The sequence below is a fragment of the Chryseobacterium salviniae genome (genome assembly GCF_035819015.1).
In the GTDB taxonomy this organism is placed as follows: domain Bacteria; phylum Bacteroidota; class Bacteroidia; order Flavobacteriales; family Weeksellaceae; genus Chryseobacterium; species Chryseobacterium salviniae.
Genome location: NZ_JAYLAA010000048.1, coordinates 1 through 16,940, shown reverse-complemented (window position 1 = coordinate 16,940; position 16,940 = coordinate 1). Strand labels below are relative to the sequence as shown.

Here is a 16,940-nt window from a genome sequence, read left to right as displayed (position 1 = left end):
ATAATGACTAAATTTTACGGGCTTTTTGTTGCTTTAGCACTGATGCTTAATTCATGCAAAACCCATTCATCAGCAACACTTCCTGGCAGAAATATTAAAGAAGTAGTGAACAGTCAGGATGTCGTTCTTGTTGATGTAAGAATTCCGGAGCAGTATGCAGAAGGTACGGCAAAAAACGCCATTAATATTCCTTTAGCGGAGCTGCCTGAAAAAACGGAATCACTGAAAGGTAAAAAAGTAGTCGTTTTCTGCAACAAAGGAATCCAGGCGGATCAGGTGATGGAAATCTTAAAGAAAGAAGGCATTGAAGCCTATGACGGCACAACCTGGAAGAATGTAAAAGCCATTCAGGACGAAAAATAATTCAGATTTAAATTAAATAAAACCAAAACAATGTCACAAAAATTCCAGGAAATCATCAATTCTGAAAGACCTGTTTTAATAGATTTTTTTGCAACATGGTGTCAACCCTGCAAAGTACAGTCTTCTGTTCTTAATACCGTTAAAGAAAATGTAGGCGAAAGCGCAAGGATCATTAAAGTAGATGTAGACCAGTATCCTGCATTGGCAGCACAGTACGGAGTGCGCGGTGTTCCTACGCTGGCCGTTTTCAAAAACGGAGAAATGCTCTGGAAAGAAAGCGGCGTTCATGATGTTAATACATTAACCCAGCTTTTAAAACAATACGCTTAATAATAGGTTGAGGCTAAGGCTGAGTTTGAGAATCTTAGCCTTAACCTCAATTTTTATAATATAATCTCAAAAGAATCTCGGTCATTCAGAAACTGAAAATGGTTCCTGAAATTTTTTAATTCTTCTAAATGCATTTCAGCTTTAACCAGATTTCCTTCTTTTTGAGAAATTTCTTTTCCGTCTGCAAAAAAACAATGGGAACTTTCCTGGTAAAAGAGGCTATTCCCGTCCGTTCCTATTCTGTTCAGTCCGAAAACATACGAAAGATTTTCAATAGCCCTTGCTTTCAGCAGGTGCTCCCAGGCGGCTACTCTTTTTTCCGGCCAGTTGGCAACATACAGAATCATATCGTAATCGTCATTATTCCTTGAAAAAACGGGAAAACGGAGATCATAGCACACCTGCAGTAAAATCCGGAAACCTTTATAATTTACAATCACCCGTTTCTTTCCGGGTGAGTAAACTTTATCTTCTCCTGAAAATGAAAACAGATGGCGTTTGTCGTAAAAATCAACATTCCCGTCTGGATGAACAAAATACATCCTGTTATAAAACTTGCCATCTTCTTCCACAGGAGCACTTCCACAGAAAGCCGCATTTTTATTCTTTGCCATTTCTTTCAGGAATGCAAGAGATTCCTGATTCCTGTCTGCCACTTCTGAAGCATCCATACAGAATCCTGTAGAAAACATTTCCGGTAAAAGAAAAAGATCTGCTTCCTGAAGATGCAGTTCATTTTCGATGATCTTAAAATTCTCTTCTTTATTTTTCCAGACAATATCTAAATTCAGCGCTGTAACTTTCATAAACTATGTTAAAAACTTCATTAAAAATACGATTTTCAGATGATTTCGGTTCTATCTTTGTTGCAGATATTTTTTTAACAATAACATAAAAGTATACTTTATGAAGAAATTGGTTTTTATGCTGATGCTTATTTTTGCAGGAGCAACAGCCAGCGCGCAGGCCTGGACAGGAAAAGGAGATCAGAAAATCAATGCAGGAATCAGCGCATGGGGTTACGGAACGGGAATTACGGGAACCTACGATTACGGTCTGAATCAGCTTATTTCCGTTGGAGCCGGAATCAATGGTTATTTCAGCAATTATAAGGATAATGATAACGACAACAGTGTTTTTGTTTTCGGAAGGCTGAATTTTCATTTAAAAGATGCGTTACAGCTGCCTGAAAAACTGGATATCTATCCCGGAATTGATGTAGGTGTTGTCGGAAAAGATTTCGGTCTTGGAGCGCATATCGGAGCCCGGTACTTTTTTACGGAGAGAATCGGGGTTTTTGCAGAAGTCGGCAACAATGGCAGCCTCGGCGTTTCCATTAATTTGTAAACAATCATCACATTATATGACAAAGCTTCTCGTTTCGGGAGGCTTTTTTATTTGGCATAGTTTTGAGAATTGTTACCTTTGCAAATTAACATACAAAAGCATTAATGGAAATAGCAATCAAACTGTTTCAATTTATATTGAGCATTTCTATCTTAGTCCTTCTTCATGAGCTTGGGCATTTCTTACCCGCAAAGTGGTTTAAAACCAGAGCAGAGAAATTTTTCCTGTTTTTTGATCCGTGGTTCTCTATTTTTTCAATGAAAAAAATTAATGGGAAATGGGAATATAAAATTCTCTCCAAAAATCTTCCGGACACCGAAATCATTGAAGCGAATGGCGAAAAGAAAGAAATTCCCATCGACATTTCAAAGCTTCCGGACAATGACTGGAGAAAACATCCCGAACAGACCAAATACGGTATCGGCTGGCTTCCTTTCGGCGGATATGTGAAAATCGCCGGAATGGTTGATGAAAGCATGGATATCGAACAGCTGAAGAAACCGGCGCAACCTTGGGAATTCAGGTCTAAGCCGGCATGGCAGAGACTGATTATCATGCTGGGAGGGGTAACTGTGAATTTTTTCCTGGCGTGGTTCATTTACACCTGTCTTTCTCTTTTTAATGGTGAAACCTACACCGACCTTACAAAATTCGACAACGGAATCGGGGTAACGGAAGCAGGGAAAAAAATGGGCTTTCAAAATGGCGATAAAATTGTGAGCATCGACGGAAAACCTGCCGACAGACTGGAAAATGCTTCCATCAATATTTTATTGGGAGATCAGGTAACGGTTTTAAGAAACGGAAAAGAAACGACTTTCCCGATTAATAAAGACGGTGTTGCAGATGTTCTGAAACAGAAAGAAGCCAGATTATATATTACACCAAGATTCCCGATGATTGTAGATTCATTGGCAAGTCCATCGTCAAAAGCTTCCGGGCTTGCGAAAGGCGATAAAGTAATTGCTATCAACGGACAGCCGACACAATATTTTGATGAAGTGGGAACTGTTTTAAATCAGAATAAAGGAAAAAAAGTAACTGTTGAAGTTCTGAGAAACGGAAAACCTGAAACGTTTTCAGCGGCGGTTGATAAAAACGGGAAATTAGGGATCTTAACTGATCAAAAAGTTCTTTTAAATGTTGTTACCAATAAAAAATATTCTTTCGGGGAAGCAATTCCGAGAGGTTTTGTAAGAACGATTGAAGCGCTTACCATGCAGGTGAAGCAGTTTAAAATCATGTTTAATTCCAAAATCCAGGGATATAAAAACGTGGGCGGACCGATTGCCATCGTGAAAAATATGCCCGTTGACAAAGATGCAAAAGGTAATTTTTCTGTAAACTGGGCTGCATTCTGGGGCTTTACGGCCATGTTTTCAGTTTGGCTGGCCTTCCTGAATTTAATTCCGATTCCGGGACTGGATGGCGGCCATGTTCTTTTCACGTTATATGAAATCATTGTTGGAAAACCTGTTCCTCAGAAGGTTCTTGAAAACGCCCAGATGATCGGTGTGATCTTCCTTTTAGGCTTAATGATCCTGATTTTCGGAAGCGATATCTTCAAGATTTTTGCGGGGAAATTGTAAAATCTAAAATTTTAAAAAAAATATTTGCAGGGTATAAATATTCGTCCTATATTTGCACCACTTAAAACAAAGGACATTCCTCCTTAGCTCAGTTGGTTAGAGCATCTGACTGTTAATCAGAGGGTCGCTGGTTCGAGCCCAGCAGGAGGAGCAAAAAGACTTACAGAAATGTAGGTCTTTTTTTATTTATCTATTCTGAAAATAAAATTTTGGATAAGATCAATTTAATTTCCTGAAAAATAATTATATAGCTTTCGTCACCCATCAACACGGGAAAATTCTCTTTATTTTTAAATCAAAAATTTGTTTGATATTAATATTCCTGTTATATTTGCATCACTAAAACAATAGGAAAATTCCTCCTTAGCTCAGTTGGTTAGAGCATCTGACTGTTAATCAGAGGGTCGCTGGTTCGAGCCCAGCAGGAGGAGCTAAAAGACTTACAGAAATGTAGGTCTTTTTTTGTTTTATTCAACAGTAGTCACTTTAATAAATAATAATAATGCAATTGTTGATCAACATCATTATTTCCTTACATTTGCAGTTTTGTATTTAAATACATAAAATTTTAAATATTATTGAACCGTTACAATAAATCTGCATACTTTTTGTTTATGCAATAGCTTGAAGAAACAACAAATGTTAATTAACAGACCGCGATATTATCCCTTTTTTATATTTCTCCTCCTTTCCCATTTTGTATATGCCCAAAATGCAGCCAGCGGAAAAATTACAGACGCCAAAACGAATAAAGAAATCAGCGGCGTTGATATTTTCATCAACGACAGCAATAAGCCGGCACTTACGACGACTTCCGGTAGTTTTATGGTTCAGTCGGACAGTATTATTTATAAATTAAAATTTCTTAGAAAAAATTACGCTCTCGAAACCTTAGATGTTACTCCTGAGAATGCCACCAATATTTTCGTAAAACTTTCACAGGAAAAAGTAAGCGATATCCAGGAAGTGGTAATTCACAACGAAAGACCGAAATATAAAAACAAAAAGGAAAACCCGGCGTATGCGATCATGCAGAAAGTCTGGGCCAGGAAAAGAAATAACGGACTGGATAAGTTCGATACCTATACGTACAAAGAATACGAGAAAATCCAGTTTGATGCCAACAACCTGGACAGCGCCTTCATGAATAGAAAAATTTTCAATAAGCTTGAATTTATTTTCGATTATAAAGATTCCACCGCAAGCGGAAAAATAGGACTTCCCGTATTTCTGAATGAAGCCGTCTACGAAAACTACGGCGAAAACAGACCATCCAAAAGAACAAAAAGACTTTTGGTGGCGCAGAAAACATCCGGGTTTCAGGATAACCAAATCGTGACACTCACGGCAAAAAACCTATATCGCGACATTAATATTTACGACAATACGCTGAATTATTTCGACATCGGGTTTCCCAGTCCTGTGGGAGAAACGGGTTTTAGCACCTATGATTATAATTTAGTAGATACCATTTCCATACGTGGAGAAAATGCTTTCAAGATCAGATATCTTCCGAAAAGAACGGAAGTATTGGCTTTTCAGGGATATCTGTATATCGACACAGACAGCTATGCCGTATTAGGAGCCACTTTAAAATCAACACAGAAAATCAACGTTAATTTCGTCAACGGAATTTCTACCGAACTGGAATATGACAATCCCGATGAAAATACTTTTTTACCGAGAAAGTTTGTTACCGAAATTGAAATGACTCCGTTTTCAAAGAAAAAAACCGCAAAAAGCATTATCGCCAAACGCTCGGTCGATTATTCCGAATATGAATTTAACAAACCTTTGGAAGATAAGATTTTTAAACGTACAGAAGAAGAATACTCCGATAGTTTCACTGATAAAGACGATGAGTATTGGGTAAAAGCCAGACCGGATTCTTTATCCAAAAGCGAAAAAGGAATTTATGAAATGCTTGGCAAGCTTGAGCAGACCCCGAAATTCAACAGGATTGTAAAGCTATACGAAACATTGGGTTCCGGTTATTACAATGTAAAAAAATTGGGCATTGACATAGGTCCGATCTTCTCTGTTTACGGTAAAAATGAGGTGGAAGGAGACCGGATACGTTTGGGCGCAAGAACCTATTTTACAAGAAATGATCCGTGGAGGGTACAATTTTATACAGCTTACGGGTTTAAAGACCAGCAAATCAAATACGGAGCGGAAGCAAGATTTATGTTCAACCGGGTCAACCGTTTTACCGTTGGAGCAGGAACCCGGAGGGATGTTCTTCAATTGGGAGTACAGCTAACGAATGATGACGGAATTATGGCAAGAACTTTTGCTTCTTCAACCATTTTTGCGAGAGGAGACAACGCTTCATTGAGTTCCCTGAACCAGACAAATCTTTTTACTTCTATTGAACCGTGGAAAAACTTCCAGATCAGGCTTGACGGAACGATGCAAAGCATTAAATCTGCCAATCCGGACGGTTTTAGCCTGATGTATTATAAGGATGGCGCATTAAGAAAAACAACCAATGATTCACATTTTACGTTAAGCTTGATCGCAAGACCGGGCGCAAAGTTTTCCCAAACCGGAATCGACCGTTATGAACATGGAACATTAGCCCCTACAATCGTGTTAAAATACACGAGAGGTGTTGAAGGGTTATTCGGATCTGATTTTAATTATAACAAACTGCAGTTCCTTTTCTATAAACCATTTTTAATCGGAAATCTTGGAAAATTGCAGGTTAATTTTGAGGCAGGAAAGAACTTCGATACCGTTCCGCTGGCTTTACAGAATATCATTCCGGGAAACCAGTCGTACAGTCTTGCCCAGAATACTTTTGCCCAGCTTAATTATTATGAATTTGTAGCAGACACCTACACCACGCTTCATCTGGAGCATCATTTTAACGGTAAAATCCTTTCTTTCATCCCGTTAATCAAGAAATTGAAATTAAGGGAAATTGCTTTTATAAGGGGTGCTTACGGAACACTGAGCGACGCATCCAAAGCGATTAACGTGGAAGGATTTAAATATTCTGCCCCTACCGATCATATCTATTATGAATATGGTTTCGGAATTGAAAACATCGGTTTCGGAAACCTGAGGATTTTCAGGGTAGATTTTAACTGGCGGGGGAATTACCTTGACCGTCCTGACATTTCAACCTTTGGTGTGAAGGCCGGTTTCCAGGTAAACTTTTAAAAAACAAATCTCCTTATTAAAAGGAGATTTTTTGTTGATTAATACTCGGCGGGATAATTTTTACAGCCATTGCAATGCGCTACAATATAGACGATATTACACGGTGGCCTTTCTCCTTCCGGAATACTGCAATAAATATTGCATGGTAAGCATTCTTTTACAGGGGCAATACCTCCTGTTAATTCTTTAAGATCCTGTCTTGTGATTTTCTTTAAATTTTTCATAGGAAATTGATTTTATCAACTTAGAAGTTTTACCTAATCAAATTTAGCAAGAGCAAGGTGTGTCAATAACAGCATTTCGGCAGTTTGCTTTTTGCCACGGCGTCCATGTACACCATTCGAAACACCAGGTAGCTATTCCGGGACATACTTCTCCGCCAGCGATTGTTCTCAGCTGCTTTTTTGTTAATTTTTTGAGATTTTTCATATTAGATTTGTTTAATTTGTTGCCTACTCTATTTGCTTTTCGGCTTACGCAATGTATTTCATTAGCTATCAAATATATAAATATTTCCCATAAAATTGAATAATTAAAGAAAAAAAATAACTCTTTAATAATTATAACAAAAAAACCTCAGCAAAATTGCTGAGGCCGATTTTTATAAAACGCTGAAATTATGCGTTTGTTTCTACAGATACATAAGATCTGTTATTTGCTTTTTTTCTGAAAACTACTTTACCGTCTACTAGAGCGAACAAAGTGTGGTCTTTACCAATTCCCACGTTTGCACCCGGGTGGTGTTGTGTACCTCTTTGTCTAACAATAATGTTTCCGGCAATAGCTTCCTGACCACCGAAAATCTTTACCCCTAATCTTTTGGAGTGAGATTCTCTACCGTTTTTGGAACTACCAACTCCTTTCTTATGTGCCATTTTATTTTAAGGTTTTTTGGTTTAACAATTATTCTGCACTTTCAGCAGCTTCAGCATCTGCCTTTTTTGTTGTTTTCTTAGCAGGTTTCTCTGCTTTTTTAGCTCCTTCAAATCCTGTAATACCAGTAATCTGAATCTGAGTTAATGATTGTCTGTGACCGTTTTTCACTTTGTAACCTTTCCTTCTTTTCTTTTTGAAAACGATTACTTTATCAGCTTTTACGTGGTCTAGGATCTCTGCTTCTACAGTGATTCCGCTTACAGCTGGGGCGCCTACAGTGATTGCTCCGTTTACAGTAAGAAGTACTTTATCGAAAGATACTTTACCTCCTTTGTCTCCTGCTAAACGGTTTACAAACAACTTCTGGTCTTGCTCAACTTTGTATTGAAGCCCTGCTATTTCTACAATTGCAAACATTGTTTATAATATTTTTAGTTATTTCGAGGTGCAAATATAAGAATTATTTTCTAATCTTCTCAAATTCAATCCAATCTTTTTAATTAAAATTTTAACTATGTTTTGAATAATTTATCACAATAAAGTGATATTATTTTGCGTTAAATAATATAACTTAGCCAAACCAAAATATTTTATATGAAAAGAAACTTTAATTTCCGCATCCTTGCGGGAGCAATGGCTGCACTATTTTTATCAGCCTGTAACGACGACACATTGGAAACTCCTGTACAACCGGAACTGCAAACCGAAAGCCTGAAAATTGAGCAACCCAATGCACTCGAAAAAGTGTGTTATTATGTAGATCAATATTGGAGTCCTTCAGCTGTTTTACTTACGTATTTACAAAATTCTACAGACACCAATTTTATGAATTCGCAGATGACAAAAATTGCGGGCCTGTGGGGAAGAAGCAATCCCGTACTTCGTTTTGTAAACGATCCTTCCAATTATAACTCGACGTATAATGCCATGTCTTATTCTACCGGAAAAATTTATTACGGTTATGCGATTTATTATGATGCCAAATCAAAAGGCGGGGATATTGTTAATGCCATGATCTTAGCCCATGAATATGGCCACCAATTGCAATATATTTTTGGACTTCCTTCAGTAAACGAATCTACGGCCAGGCCAAACGAGCTGGAAGCAGACGGATTTGCAGGATATTATTTAAGAAGGCCAAACGGTTACAACCAGACAAGCTTTACACAAATCGCAGCAGCATATGAGTTTGCCCAAAGCATCGGCGATTATCAGACGAATAGTCCGGGACACCACGGAACACCACCACAAAGAAGATCAGCTGTGCGTTTAGGGTTTCTTTTAGGACAGTATGACCTATCAGCTGCTGATTTCGATTATAATTTCTTTTATTATTATCAGGGAGTTTTAAACGGAACCTACAAAACTGCTAAAAACTCACGTTTTCCGGAGCTTGATGCGTACATGAGCCAGTATCTTGATGAGCTGAAGAAAATACAGACGGGAGAAATCTCCGCTGAAGAATTCAGGAATTTAAAATAACATTCATTTTCGATATATCTTTTTTAGAGGCAGGCCACGTTCCGGCCTCTTTTCTTTTAAGATTATTCATAAACTTTATTTACTTTTGAAACATTAAAATATATGAATGAAAAGAGATCTTTATATTGATTTTGCAAAAGGACTGGCAACTTTATCCATCATCTTTATCCATACGGCTTTCTGGTCCGGGCAGTTTTATATTCCGGCAGAAGTAAGGGTATTTTCTCTGGTTTTTGATGTGGCTCTTTTTTATGCTTTGAGTGGAATTACTTCAGGCTCAAACATCGAAAAAACATTGTACCGATTGCTGAAACTGCAGATTACATATATGATATTCGTTACTTTTCTGTTTTTCCTTGATTATTTTTTTAAAACTTTCGGGCTGAACTTTTTTTCCTTAGAATGGCTTCAGAATTTCTATTCCACATTCGGATCAAAATATACAATTAACAATATTTCCACTGTTCCACAATGGGAAAACCTGGGAAACTGGTATCTCCATCAATATACCAATGCCGATACTTTTCCTGTAGTGATGGGAAGCTTTTGGTATCTGAAAGTCTATTTTATCCTTACGGTTTTCGGAGTGCTCATTTTGAAGTTTTTCCCAAAACATATCCATTGGTTTATTGCATTATGCGTTGTTTTAACGCTTCTTTTTAATATTTTCCCTGAAATGTATCCTAACGGACAAGTGGGATATGTAGCTTTTTATCTGGCTGTATTCTTGGTCGGAAACAGAATGAAGGGTAAAAAAATATCCGGGAAAATGATTCCGGTTCTTTATGGATGTGTTGCTGCTGCATTAATCTGGATGTTCTGGTACTACGGAAGTGAAATATTTTATAAGATCAACAGAAATAAATTCCCGCCGAAAATTCCATACATTATCTGGACGTTATTTTCGTTGGTAACGCTTTTTGTGTTTTACAACCGTTTAAAAATTTCTTCTGAAAGTTTTGTGACGTATATAGGTAAGAATGCCATATTTTTTTATTTCGCTCAGGGTATAAGCTCTTCACTGGTATATTTTCTTGTTGTTCCCCTTAAAGAAAAAATCTTTTGGTGGCTTCTTATGATTTTAATTTATATCATTAATATTATCCTGGCATTCGGAATTTCCATTATATTAAAGAAAATAGACCGCTTCGGATGGAATATCCTTGAAATAATAAGAAAAAAAACTGCTATTGAATAGCAGTTTTATTGTTTTTAGTCTCTCTTTCCGCTTCTCGCAATTAATGCAATAATGATGATGAGAACAATAGCCCCTCCGATAATATAAACCGGGTTAGCATACCATTCTGTAGTAGTAGTTGTTGTATTTTCCGTAGTAACTACTCCTCCCGCAGTATCCTGGGCAAAAGAATAAAAAGAAATAAATACTGAAAATACGAATGCAAGAAAAGAACTCATTCTACTTTTAATCGCTGTGATTGTTTCCATAATGTTTATATTTTTAATTGGTTTTAAAACAATAACAAAAAAAGTACCATCAAATTTAGATTTTATATAAAAAAGATGAATTTAATTGAAAATCTTCAACGAAAATAAACTTCTGTCATATCCTAAAATATTTTAATTTTACACAAAATTTTAAACTATGTTTAAGTTGAAACTTCCTACCGACCCAAGGTGGGCAAATATCGCAGAGGGAAACATTGAAGAAATTTTAACAGATCACGCCTGGTGCGAGCAAAAAGCGGCAACCAACGCCATCGGGCTGATCACAATGCTTCCTGAATATCCTGAAATCGTTACCGAACTTCTTGCCATTGCGCAGGAAGAGCTTGAGCATTTCAGACAGGTTCATGAAATCATTAAAAAAAGAGGCTACACTTTCGGACGAACCAGAAAGGATGATTATGTCAATGAATTGGTGCAATTCATCCAGAAAGGAGGCAACAGAGACGATCTTATTGTAGATAAAATGCTTTTTGCAGCCATGATTGAAGCCAGAAGCTGTGAGCGATTCAAAGTACTTACCGAAAACATCAAAGATGAAGAGCTTAAAACCTTCTACAGAGAGTTAATGATTTCGGAAGCCAATCATTATACCACATTCATAGGATTTGCAAGACAGCTTGGAGATCCGGAAAAAGTAAATACCCGCTGGGAAGAATGGCTGGAATACGAAGCCAAAATCATCCAATCATACGGAAAAGGAGAAACCATTCACGGATAAATTATATTTTGAATTGAAAAAGCTGACGTTTGAAAATATTGCCAATTCGTTCCTGAAGAATTTTTTTCAGGGATTAGTAATCATTGGCCCTATCGGACTGACAATGTTTGTAATCTGGTATGTGGTTACATCTATTGATAATATCATTCCGTCGTTAGCCAAAGAAATTCCCGGGCTTGTTTTCATTTCAACTATTTTATGTACAGCAGTTTTAGGATATTTAGGAAATAAATTTGTAGTCGGAAGGTTCTTTTTCGATGCCATGGATCGCCTTCTTGAAAAAACCCCTGGTGTAAAGCACATTTATACTCCTACAAAAGACGTTATGTCGTCCTTCGTCGGAGATAAGAAAAAGTTCAATCATCCTGTCTGGGTAAAAACCAACGAAAGTCCTGAAATATGGAGAATCGGTTTTCTCACCCAGAAAGAAATGGCAGATGTTGAAAAGCACAATTATGTTGCGGTTTACCTTCCCCATTCTTACGCTATTTCAGGATGGGTAATTGTTACGGAAGAAAAAAACATCAAACCGGTAGTGGGTATGACGGCGGCTTCTGCAATGAAATTTGCAGTAAGCGGCGGTGTTGCAGGATTCCACTCGGATGACAATATCTTTAAAGCTCCTGAATAGTAAGGCTTTAAAGCACATTACTTTTTGATGAATTTGAAATTATTTCAAATAAAAATTTCTTACAAAACAATCTAATAAAATACTATCATGAACTTACCGTACGCGGAACCTTTCCGCATTAAAATGATTGAGGAAATCCGCCAGTCAACAAGAGAAGAAAGAGAGCAATGGCTTAAGGAAGCAAACTATAATTTATTTAACCTTAAATCTTCACAGGTTTTCATTGACCTCCTTACCGACTCCGGAACCGGAGCAATGTCCGACAGACAGTGGGGTGCTTTGATGATGGGTGATGAAAGCTATGCAGGCTCCCGTTCTTTTGAGCAGCTTCACCAGACCGTTCAGAAGATCACAGGTTTTAAATATCTATTGCCGACTCACCAGGGACGAGCTGCAGAAAATGTACTATTTTCCGTTTTGGTAAAAGAAGGGGATGTTGTGCCCGGAAACTCTCATTTTGACACTACAAAAGGACATATTGAATTCAGAAAAGCCCACGCTATCGACTGTACGATAGATGAAGCTTTTGATATCAATGATCTTCATCCTTTTAAAGGAAATATCAATATTGAAAAATTGGAGGAAGTTTATAAAACGTATCCTAAAGAAAATATCCCTTTCTGCCTGATCACAATAACCTGCAACTCATCCGGCGGTCAACCTGTTTCTCTAGAAAATATGAAGGCGGTAAAAGAACTTTCTGACCGATATGGCATTCCAGTATTTTTTGATTCAGCAAGATTTGCGGAAAACGCTTATTTTATCAAGAAAAGAGAAGCCGGACAGGAAAACAGAAGCATCAAGGAAATTTGCAAGGAAATTTTCTCTTACGGAGACGGGATGACGATGAGTTCTAAAAAAGACGGACTGGTAAACATCGGAGGTTTTATTGCTTTAAATAACGAAGAAGTTTTCAGAAAAGCTTCTAATTTTACGATTATTTATGAAGGTTTCATTACGTATGGAGGAATGGCCGGAAGAGATATGGCGGCTTTGGCAGTTGGTCTTGATGAAGCGACTGAGTTTGCTTATCTGGAAAGCAGAATTTCCCAGGTAGAATATCTTGGAAATAAATTAATCGAATATGGAATTCCGGTTCAGAAACCCATCGGAGGACATGCTGTTTTCATTGATTCCCTGAATTTCCTTCCAAAAGTTGACCGCTCGGAATATCCTGCACAAACATTGGGACTTGAAATCTATAAAGAAGCCGGAATCAGAACCGTAGAAATCGGGACATTATTGGCTGACAGAGATCCTGAAACAAGACAAAACCGCTATCCAAAATTGGAATTAGTACGTCTTGCGATCCCAAGAAGGACCTATACGAATAATCATATGGATTATATTGCAGCAGCTATCAGAAATGTATATGAAAGACGCGATGAAATTGCCAAAGGTTACAAAATAACCTGGGAACCGGATCTGTTAAGACATTTCACGGTTCAGCTTGAAGAAGCTTAAAAGCGGTTCGGGCTCAAAACTTCGTTTTGAGCCCGAACCTTTATATAAAAGACTACATAAGATTATTTTTTAGAAATTCTGTATAATTTTCCGCTGTCGGTTACAGCATATAGATTGCCGTCACTACCATTCAGCACATCCCTGAAACGCTCTTTTTCATCTGATAAAAGCCTTTCTTCACCAACCACTTTATTGTCTTTCATCACAATCCGGTTGATATGCTCTCCGCTGAGGCAACCGATCATCAGGTTTCCCTTCCATTCATCAATATTACCTGTATAAAAAGTGACACCGCTTGGAGAGATTACCGGATCCCAGTAATAAACAGGCTGCTCGGTTCCTGCTTTTTGGGTAGTTCCGTAGTTTATTTTTTCACCTGAATATTCAATTCCGTAAGTGACATCTCCCCAACCGTAATTTTTTCCGGCTTTGATTAAATTAATTTCATCACCGCCTCTTGGTCCCATTTCTACATCCCAAAGATTTCCGTTCGGGTCAATAGCCATTCCTTGAGGATTTCTGATTCCATATGCATAAATTTCAGGCTTAAATCCTGCTTTGCCCATAAATGGATTTCCGGGTGCCGGTTTTCCGTCTTTCGTAATTTTTAAAATTTTCCCTAAATAATTATCCGTTCTTTGGGCATACACTCTTGTTTCCTTATCAGATCTTTCTCCTGTGCTTACAAATAAATTCCCATCTTTATCAAAAGCCAGCCTGCTGCCGTAATGCTTATCGCCGTCGTATGTTGGAGTTGCTCTGAATATAACTTTCACATCAGAGATAGTTTTGAAATCAGAAGACAGTTTTCCTTTTCCTACCGCTGTATGATTTCCTTTTTCATAAGGTTCTGAGAAACTAAAGTAAATCATATTGTTGGTTGCAAAATCCGGATCTAACGCTACATCAAGCATTCCACCCTGACCTTTGGAATCAACTTTTGGAAAACCCTCAATTTTTGAGATTTGTTTCCCGTCAATGGAAACAATGTTCATATAACCTCTTTTGTCTGTAATCAAAAGTCTACCGTCAGGCAGATTGATGATTCCCCAAGGCTTTCCTAAATCCTTGCTTAAAATTTCAATCTGATAAGGCGTTGAAGTTTTTACAGCCTTTATTCTTGTCTGTCCGGCAAAGGCAGGTTTGTATTCCGGAGAATTTGGCGCTTTTGTTTCAACGCTTCCGTCACTTCCCATCTGCTGTGCATTAACCTTGCTCTCTTTGCATGAAGAAAATATCAGGAAAAGGCTGACCACAGAAATGTAAAATTTATTGATTTTCATATTTTTATGATTAAATGATTTTGCTAATGAATGGAAAAATAATGCCAATGGAATCAATATACTTAATTTATCATTCATTGCATTTTATTTACTGAAATATTTACATCCATAAGTAGTTTGAGGTATTGAATACTTTTCAATAACAAATATATCTTTCGTATTTTTGTTATAATAAGATCACAAATTTCTATGCAATTCAAACTTCAATCAGAATATAAACCTACCGGAGACCAGCCACAAGCTATTGAAAAGCTTACTGAGGGTATTAAAATTGGTGAAAAATACCAGACCCTTATGGGAGTTACCGGATCAGGGAAAACGTTTACGGTAGCCAATGTTGTTCAGAATGTTCAGAAGCCAACGCTGGTTCTGGCCCACAACAAAACGTTGGCTGCGCAGCTCTTCATGGAATTCAAGGAATTTTTTCCTGAAAATGCCGTTGAATATTTTGTAAGTTATTACGACTATTACCAGCCGGAAGCTTATATTGCCACAACCGGAACTTATATTGAGAAAGACCTCAGCATCAATGAAGAAGTCGAAAAGCTAAGACTCTCTGCTACGGCAAGTTTGCTTTCGGGAAGAAGAGATGTTTTAATAGTAGCTTCGGTTTCCTGCATTTACGGTATCGGAAATCCCACGGAGTTTCACAAATCTCTTATTTCCATAGCGATAGGGGAAAAAGTAACGCGTACAGCCCTGCTGCATTCTTTGGTTAACGCTTTATACTCCAGGACACTAAATGAATTTCAAAGAGGAACGTTCCGCGTAAAAGGAGATGTTATTGATGTTTTTCCGGCGTATGCTGATAATGCGGTGAGAATTCAGTTTTTCGGAGATGAAATTGAAAAGATTCAGAGCTTTGATCCCGTTTCCGGAAATGTAACTTCCAGTTTTGAACAGATTCAGATTTATCCTGCCAATCTTTTCGTCACCTCAAAAGAAACATTGAATGGCGCTATCCGGAATATACAGGATGACCTGGTAAAGCAGGTTGATTTTTTCAATTCAATAGAAAAACCCCTGGAAGCCAAAAGATTACAGGAAAGAACTGAGCTTGATCTTGAAATGATTAAGGAATTAGGGTATTGTTCAGGAATTGAAAACTATTCGAGATATCTTGACGGAAGGTTGCCAGGCACAAGGCCTTTCTGCCTTCTCGATTATTTTCCTAAAGATTATTTAATGGTAATTGATGAGAGCCATGTTACGGTTCCGCAGGTTCATGCCATGTATGGCGGCGACCGAAGCAGAAAAGAATCTCTGGTTGAATTTGGGTTCAGGCTTCCCGCTGCAATGGACAACCGGCCTTTAAAATTTGAAGAGTTTGAAGCAATCCAAAATCAGGTTATTTATGTTTCGGCTACTCCTGCAGATTATGAGCTGGAAAAAACCGGGGGAGCGTATATTGAGCAGATCATCCGTCCGACCGGTCTGTTAGATCCGATTATAGAAATCAGGCCCACGATCAATCAGATTGATGATTTAATGGAGGAAATTCAGAAAAGGGCAGATTTGGATGAAAGGGTTCTGGTAACGACTCTTACCAAAAAAATGGCAGAAGAATTAACTAAATATTTTACAAAATTCGGAATCAGAACACGATATATTCACTCTGATGTTGAAACGCTGGAGCGTATCCAGATTATGCAGGATCTGAGAGTGGGGCTTTTTGATGTTTTAATTGGAGTAAATTTATTAAGGGAAGGTCTGGATTTACCGGAAGTTTCATTAGTGGCCATTCTGGATGCTGACAAAGAAGGTATGCTAAGAAGCCGAAGATCCATGATTCAAACGGTGGGCCGTGCCGCAAGAAACCTTAACGGTCGAGCCATCATGTATGCCGATAAGATTACCAAATCTATGCAGGCCACTCTGGATGAAACCGAATACCGTAGGGCCAAACAGATGGAATATAATAAACAGCACGGTAAAGTTCCTGTTGCTTTAAATAAGAAAATATCTGAAAGCTTAGTGGGAAGAACGAAAGATTTCCCGGACGAAAAATATACTCAAAAAGAGATTCTTCAGAAAGTTGCTGAAGCAAAAGCCAGCTATACAAGCGAAGATATGGAAAAGGTAATTGCGCAGAAGCAAAAAGAAATGGAATCCGCTGCGAAAAATCTGGATTTTATTAAAGCCGCAAAATTAAGGGATGAAATTGCTGCTTTGAAAGGATAAGAATTTGGGGCGGGGGCAGCGAAGCTGCCGCCCCCCCCCAA

18 protein-coding genes and 2 tRNA genes are annotated in these 16,940 nt (G+C 37.9%); 13 read left to right on the top strand and 7 right to left on the bottom strand.

Features of this window, described 5'->3' with window-relative positions; translation table 11 throughout:
- Positions 1-3 precede the first annotated feature (3 nt).
- Together SOP96_RS14915 and SOP96_RS14910 are read left to right on the top strand one after the other, a co-directional pair.
- Complete coding sequence (locus tag SOP96_RS14915) at positions 4-363, top strand: rhodanese-like domain-containing protein (RefSeq protein ID WP_326321719.1); 360 nt, start codon at positions 4-6, stop codon at positions 361-363.
- A 30-nt stretch (positions 364-393) separates the two neighbouring features.
- A complete protein-coding gene (locus tag SOP96_RS14910) occupies positions 394-693 on the top strand; it encodes a thioredoxin family protein (RefSeq protein ID WP_066438885.1) in 300 nt (99 codons plus the stop codon).
- A gap of 53 nt (positions 694-746) precedes the next feature.
- Here the strand turns inward: SOP96_RS14910 and SOP96_RS14905 are convergent, their stop codons facing one another.
- Positions 747-1,499 (bottom strand): amidohydrolase, encoded by a 753-nt coding sequence (locus SOP96_RS14905; protein ID WP_326321718.1) that lies wholly within the window; start codon positions 1,497-1,499, stop codon positions 747-749.
- Between the two features lie 100 nt (positions 1,500-1,599).
- On the opposite strand from SOP96_RS14905, the gene SOP96_RS14900 reads away from it, so the two are divergent.
- The 5 genes from SOP96_RS14900 (at position 1,600) to SOP96_RS14880 (ending at position 6,797) form a co-directional block, all read left to right on the top strand.
- Positions 1,600-2,040, top strand: a complete 441-nt coding sequence (locus SOP96_RS14900; RefSeq protein ID WP_326321717.1) for a DUF6646 family protein — start codon at positions 1,600-1,602, stop codon at positions 2,038-2,040.
- Between the two features lie 104 nt (positions 2,041-2,144).
- On the top strand, positions 2,145-3,629 hold the full coding sequence (rseP, locus tag SOP96_RS14895) for an RIP metalloprotease RseP (protein WP_326321716.1): 1,485 nt from the start codon (positions 2,145-2,147) through the stop codon (positions 3,627-3,629).
- Between the two features lie 77 nt (positions 3,630-3,706).
- Positions 3,707-3,780 (top strand) — tRNA-Asn (locus SOP96_RS14890).
- 206 nt (positions 3,781-3,986) lie between these two features.
- Positions 3,987-4,060 (top strand) — tRNA-Asn (locus tag SOP96_RS14885).
- Positions 4,061-4,268: 208 nt separating this feature from the next.
- The gene (locus tag SOP96_RS14880) at positions 4,269-6,797 is read left to right on the top strand and encodes a DUF5686 family protein (protein WP_326321715.1); all 2,529 of its coding nucleotides are present in this window, start codon (positions 4,269-4,271) and stop codon (positions 6,795-6,797) included.
- A 38-nt stretch (positions 6,798-6,835) separates the two neighbouring features.
- Here the strand turns inward: SOP96_RS14880 and SOP96_RS14875 are convergent, their stop codons facing one another.
- The 4 genes from SOP96_RS14875 to rplU form a co-directional block, all read right to left on the bottom strand.
- Complete coding sequence (locus SOP96_RS14875) at positions 6,836-7,021, bottom strand: bacteriocin-like protein (RefSeq protein ID WP_326321714.1); 186 nt, start codon at positions 7,019-7,021, stop codon at positions 6,836-6,838.
- 43 nt (positions 7,022-7,064) lie between these two features.
- A complete protein-coding gene (locus SOP96_RS14870; protein WP_326321713.1) occupies positions 7,065-7,226 on the bottom strand; it encodes a bacteriocin-like protein in 162 nt (53 codons plus the stop codon).
- A 188-nt stretch (positions 7,227-7,414) separates the two neighbouring features.
- Positions 7,415-7,672, bottom strand: coding sequence for a 50S ribosomal protein L27 (rpmA, locus tag SOP96_RS14865; protein ID WP_029298240.1), 258 nt, complete (start codon positions 7,670-7,672; stop codon positions 7,415-7,417).
- Positions 7,673-7,700: 28 nt separating this feature from the next.
- A complete protein-coding gene (gene rplU, locus SOP96_RS14860) occupies positions 7,701-8,090 on the bottom strand; it encodes a 50S ribosomal protein L21 (RefSeq protein ID WP_169231544.1) in 390 nt (129 codons plus the stop codon).
- Positions 8,091-8,267: 177 nt separating this feature from the next.
- On the opposite strand from rplU, the gene SOP96_RS14855 reads away from it, so the two are divergent.
- Together SOP96_RS14855 and SOP96_RS14850 are read left to right on the top strand one after the other, a co-directional pair.
- Positions 8,268-9,155 (top strand): neutral zinc metallopeptidase, encoded by an 888-nt coding sequence (locus tag SOP96_RS14855; protein ID WP_326321712.1) that lies wholly within the window; start codon positions 8,268-8,270, stop codon positions 9,153-9,155.
- Positions 9,156-9,261: 106 nt separating this feature from the next.
- The gene (locus SOP96_RS14850) at positions 9,262-10,353 is read left to right on the top strand and encodes an acyltransferase family protein (RefSeq protein ID WP_326321711.1); all 1,092 of its coding nucleotides are present in this window, start codon (positions 9,262-9,264) and stop codon (positions 10,351-10,353) included.
- A 14-nt stretch (positions 10,354-10,367) separates the two neighbouring features.
- Here the strand turns inward: SOP96_RS14850 and SOP96_RS14845 are convergent, their stop codons facing one another.
- Complete coding sequence (locus SOP96_RS14845) at positions 10,368-10,601, bottom strand: hypothetical protein (RefSeq protein WP_326321710.1); 234 nt, start codon at positions 10,599-10,601, stop codon at positions 10,368-10,370.
- Between the two features lie 157 nt (positions 10,602-10,758).
- On the opposite strand from SOP96_RS14845, the gene SOP96_RS14840 reads away from it, so the two are divergent.
- The 3 genes from SOP96_RS14840 (at position 10,759) to SOP96_RS14830 (ending at position 13,435) form a co-directional block, all read left to right on the top strand.
- Entirely contained in the window at positions 10,759-11,340 is a 582-nt protein-coding gene (locus SOP96_RS14840) for a MiaE family protein (protein WP_326321709.1), read from the top strand.
- Positions 11,341-11,353: 13 nt separating this feature from the next.
- A complete protein-coding gene (locus SOP96_RS14835; RefSeq protein WP_326321708.1) occupies positions 11,354-11,971 on the top strand; it encodes a DUF502 domain-containing protein in 618 nt (205 codons plus the stop codon).
- 87 nt (positions 11,972-12,058) lie between these two features.
- Entirely contained in the window at positions 12,059-13,435 is a 1,377-nt protein-coding gene (locus tag SOP96_RS14830; RefSeq protein ID WP_326321707.1) for a tryptophanase, read from the top strand.
- A gap of 62 nt (positions 13,436-13,497) precedes the next feature.
- Here SOP96_RS14830 and SOP96_RS14825 read toward each other — a convergent pair whose 3' ends face one another.
- Positions 13,498-14,718, bottom strand: a complete 1,221-nt coding sequence (locus SOP96_RS14825) for a PQQ-dependent sugar dehydrogenase (protein WP_326321764.1) — start codon at positions 14,716-14,718, stop codon at positions 13,498-13,500.
- A 189-nt stretch (positions 14,719-14,907) separates the two neighbouring features.
- On the opposite strand from SOP96_RS14825, the gene uvrB reads away from it, so the two are divergent.
- Entirely contained in the window at positions 14,908-16,899 is a 1,992-nt protein-coding gene (uvrB, locus tag SOP96_RS14820; protein ID WP_326321706.1) for an excinuclease ABC subunit UvrB, read from the top strand.
- Positions 16,900-16,940 lie beyond the last annotated feature (41 nt).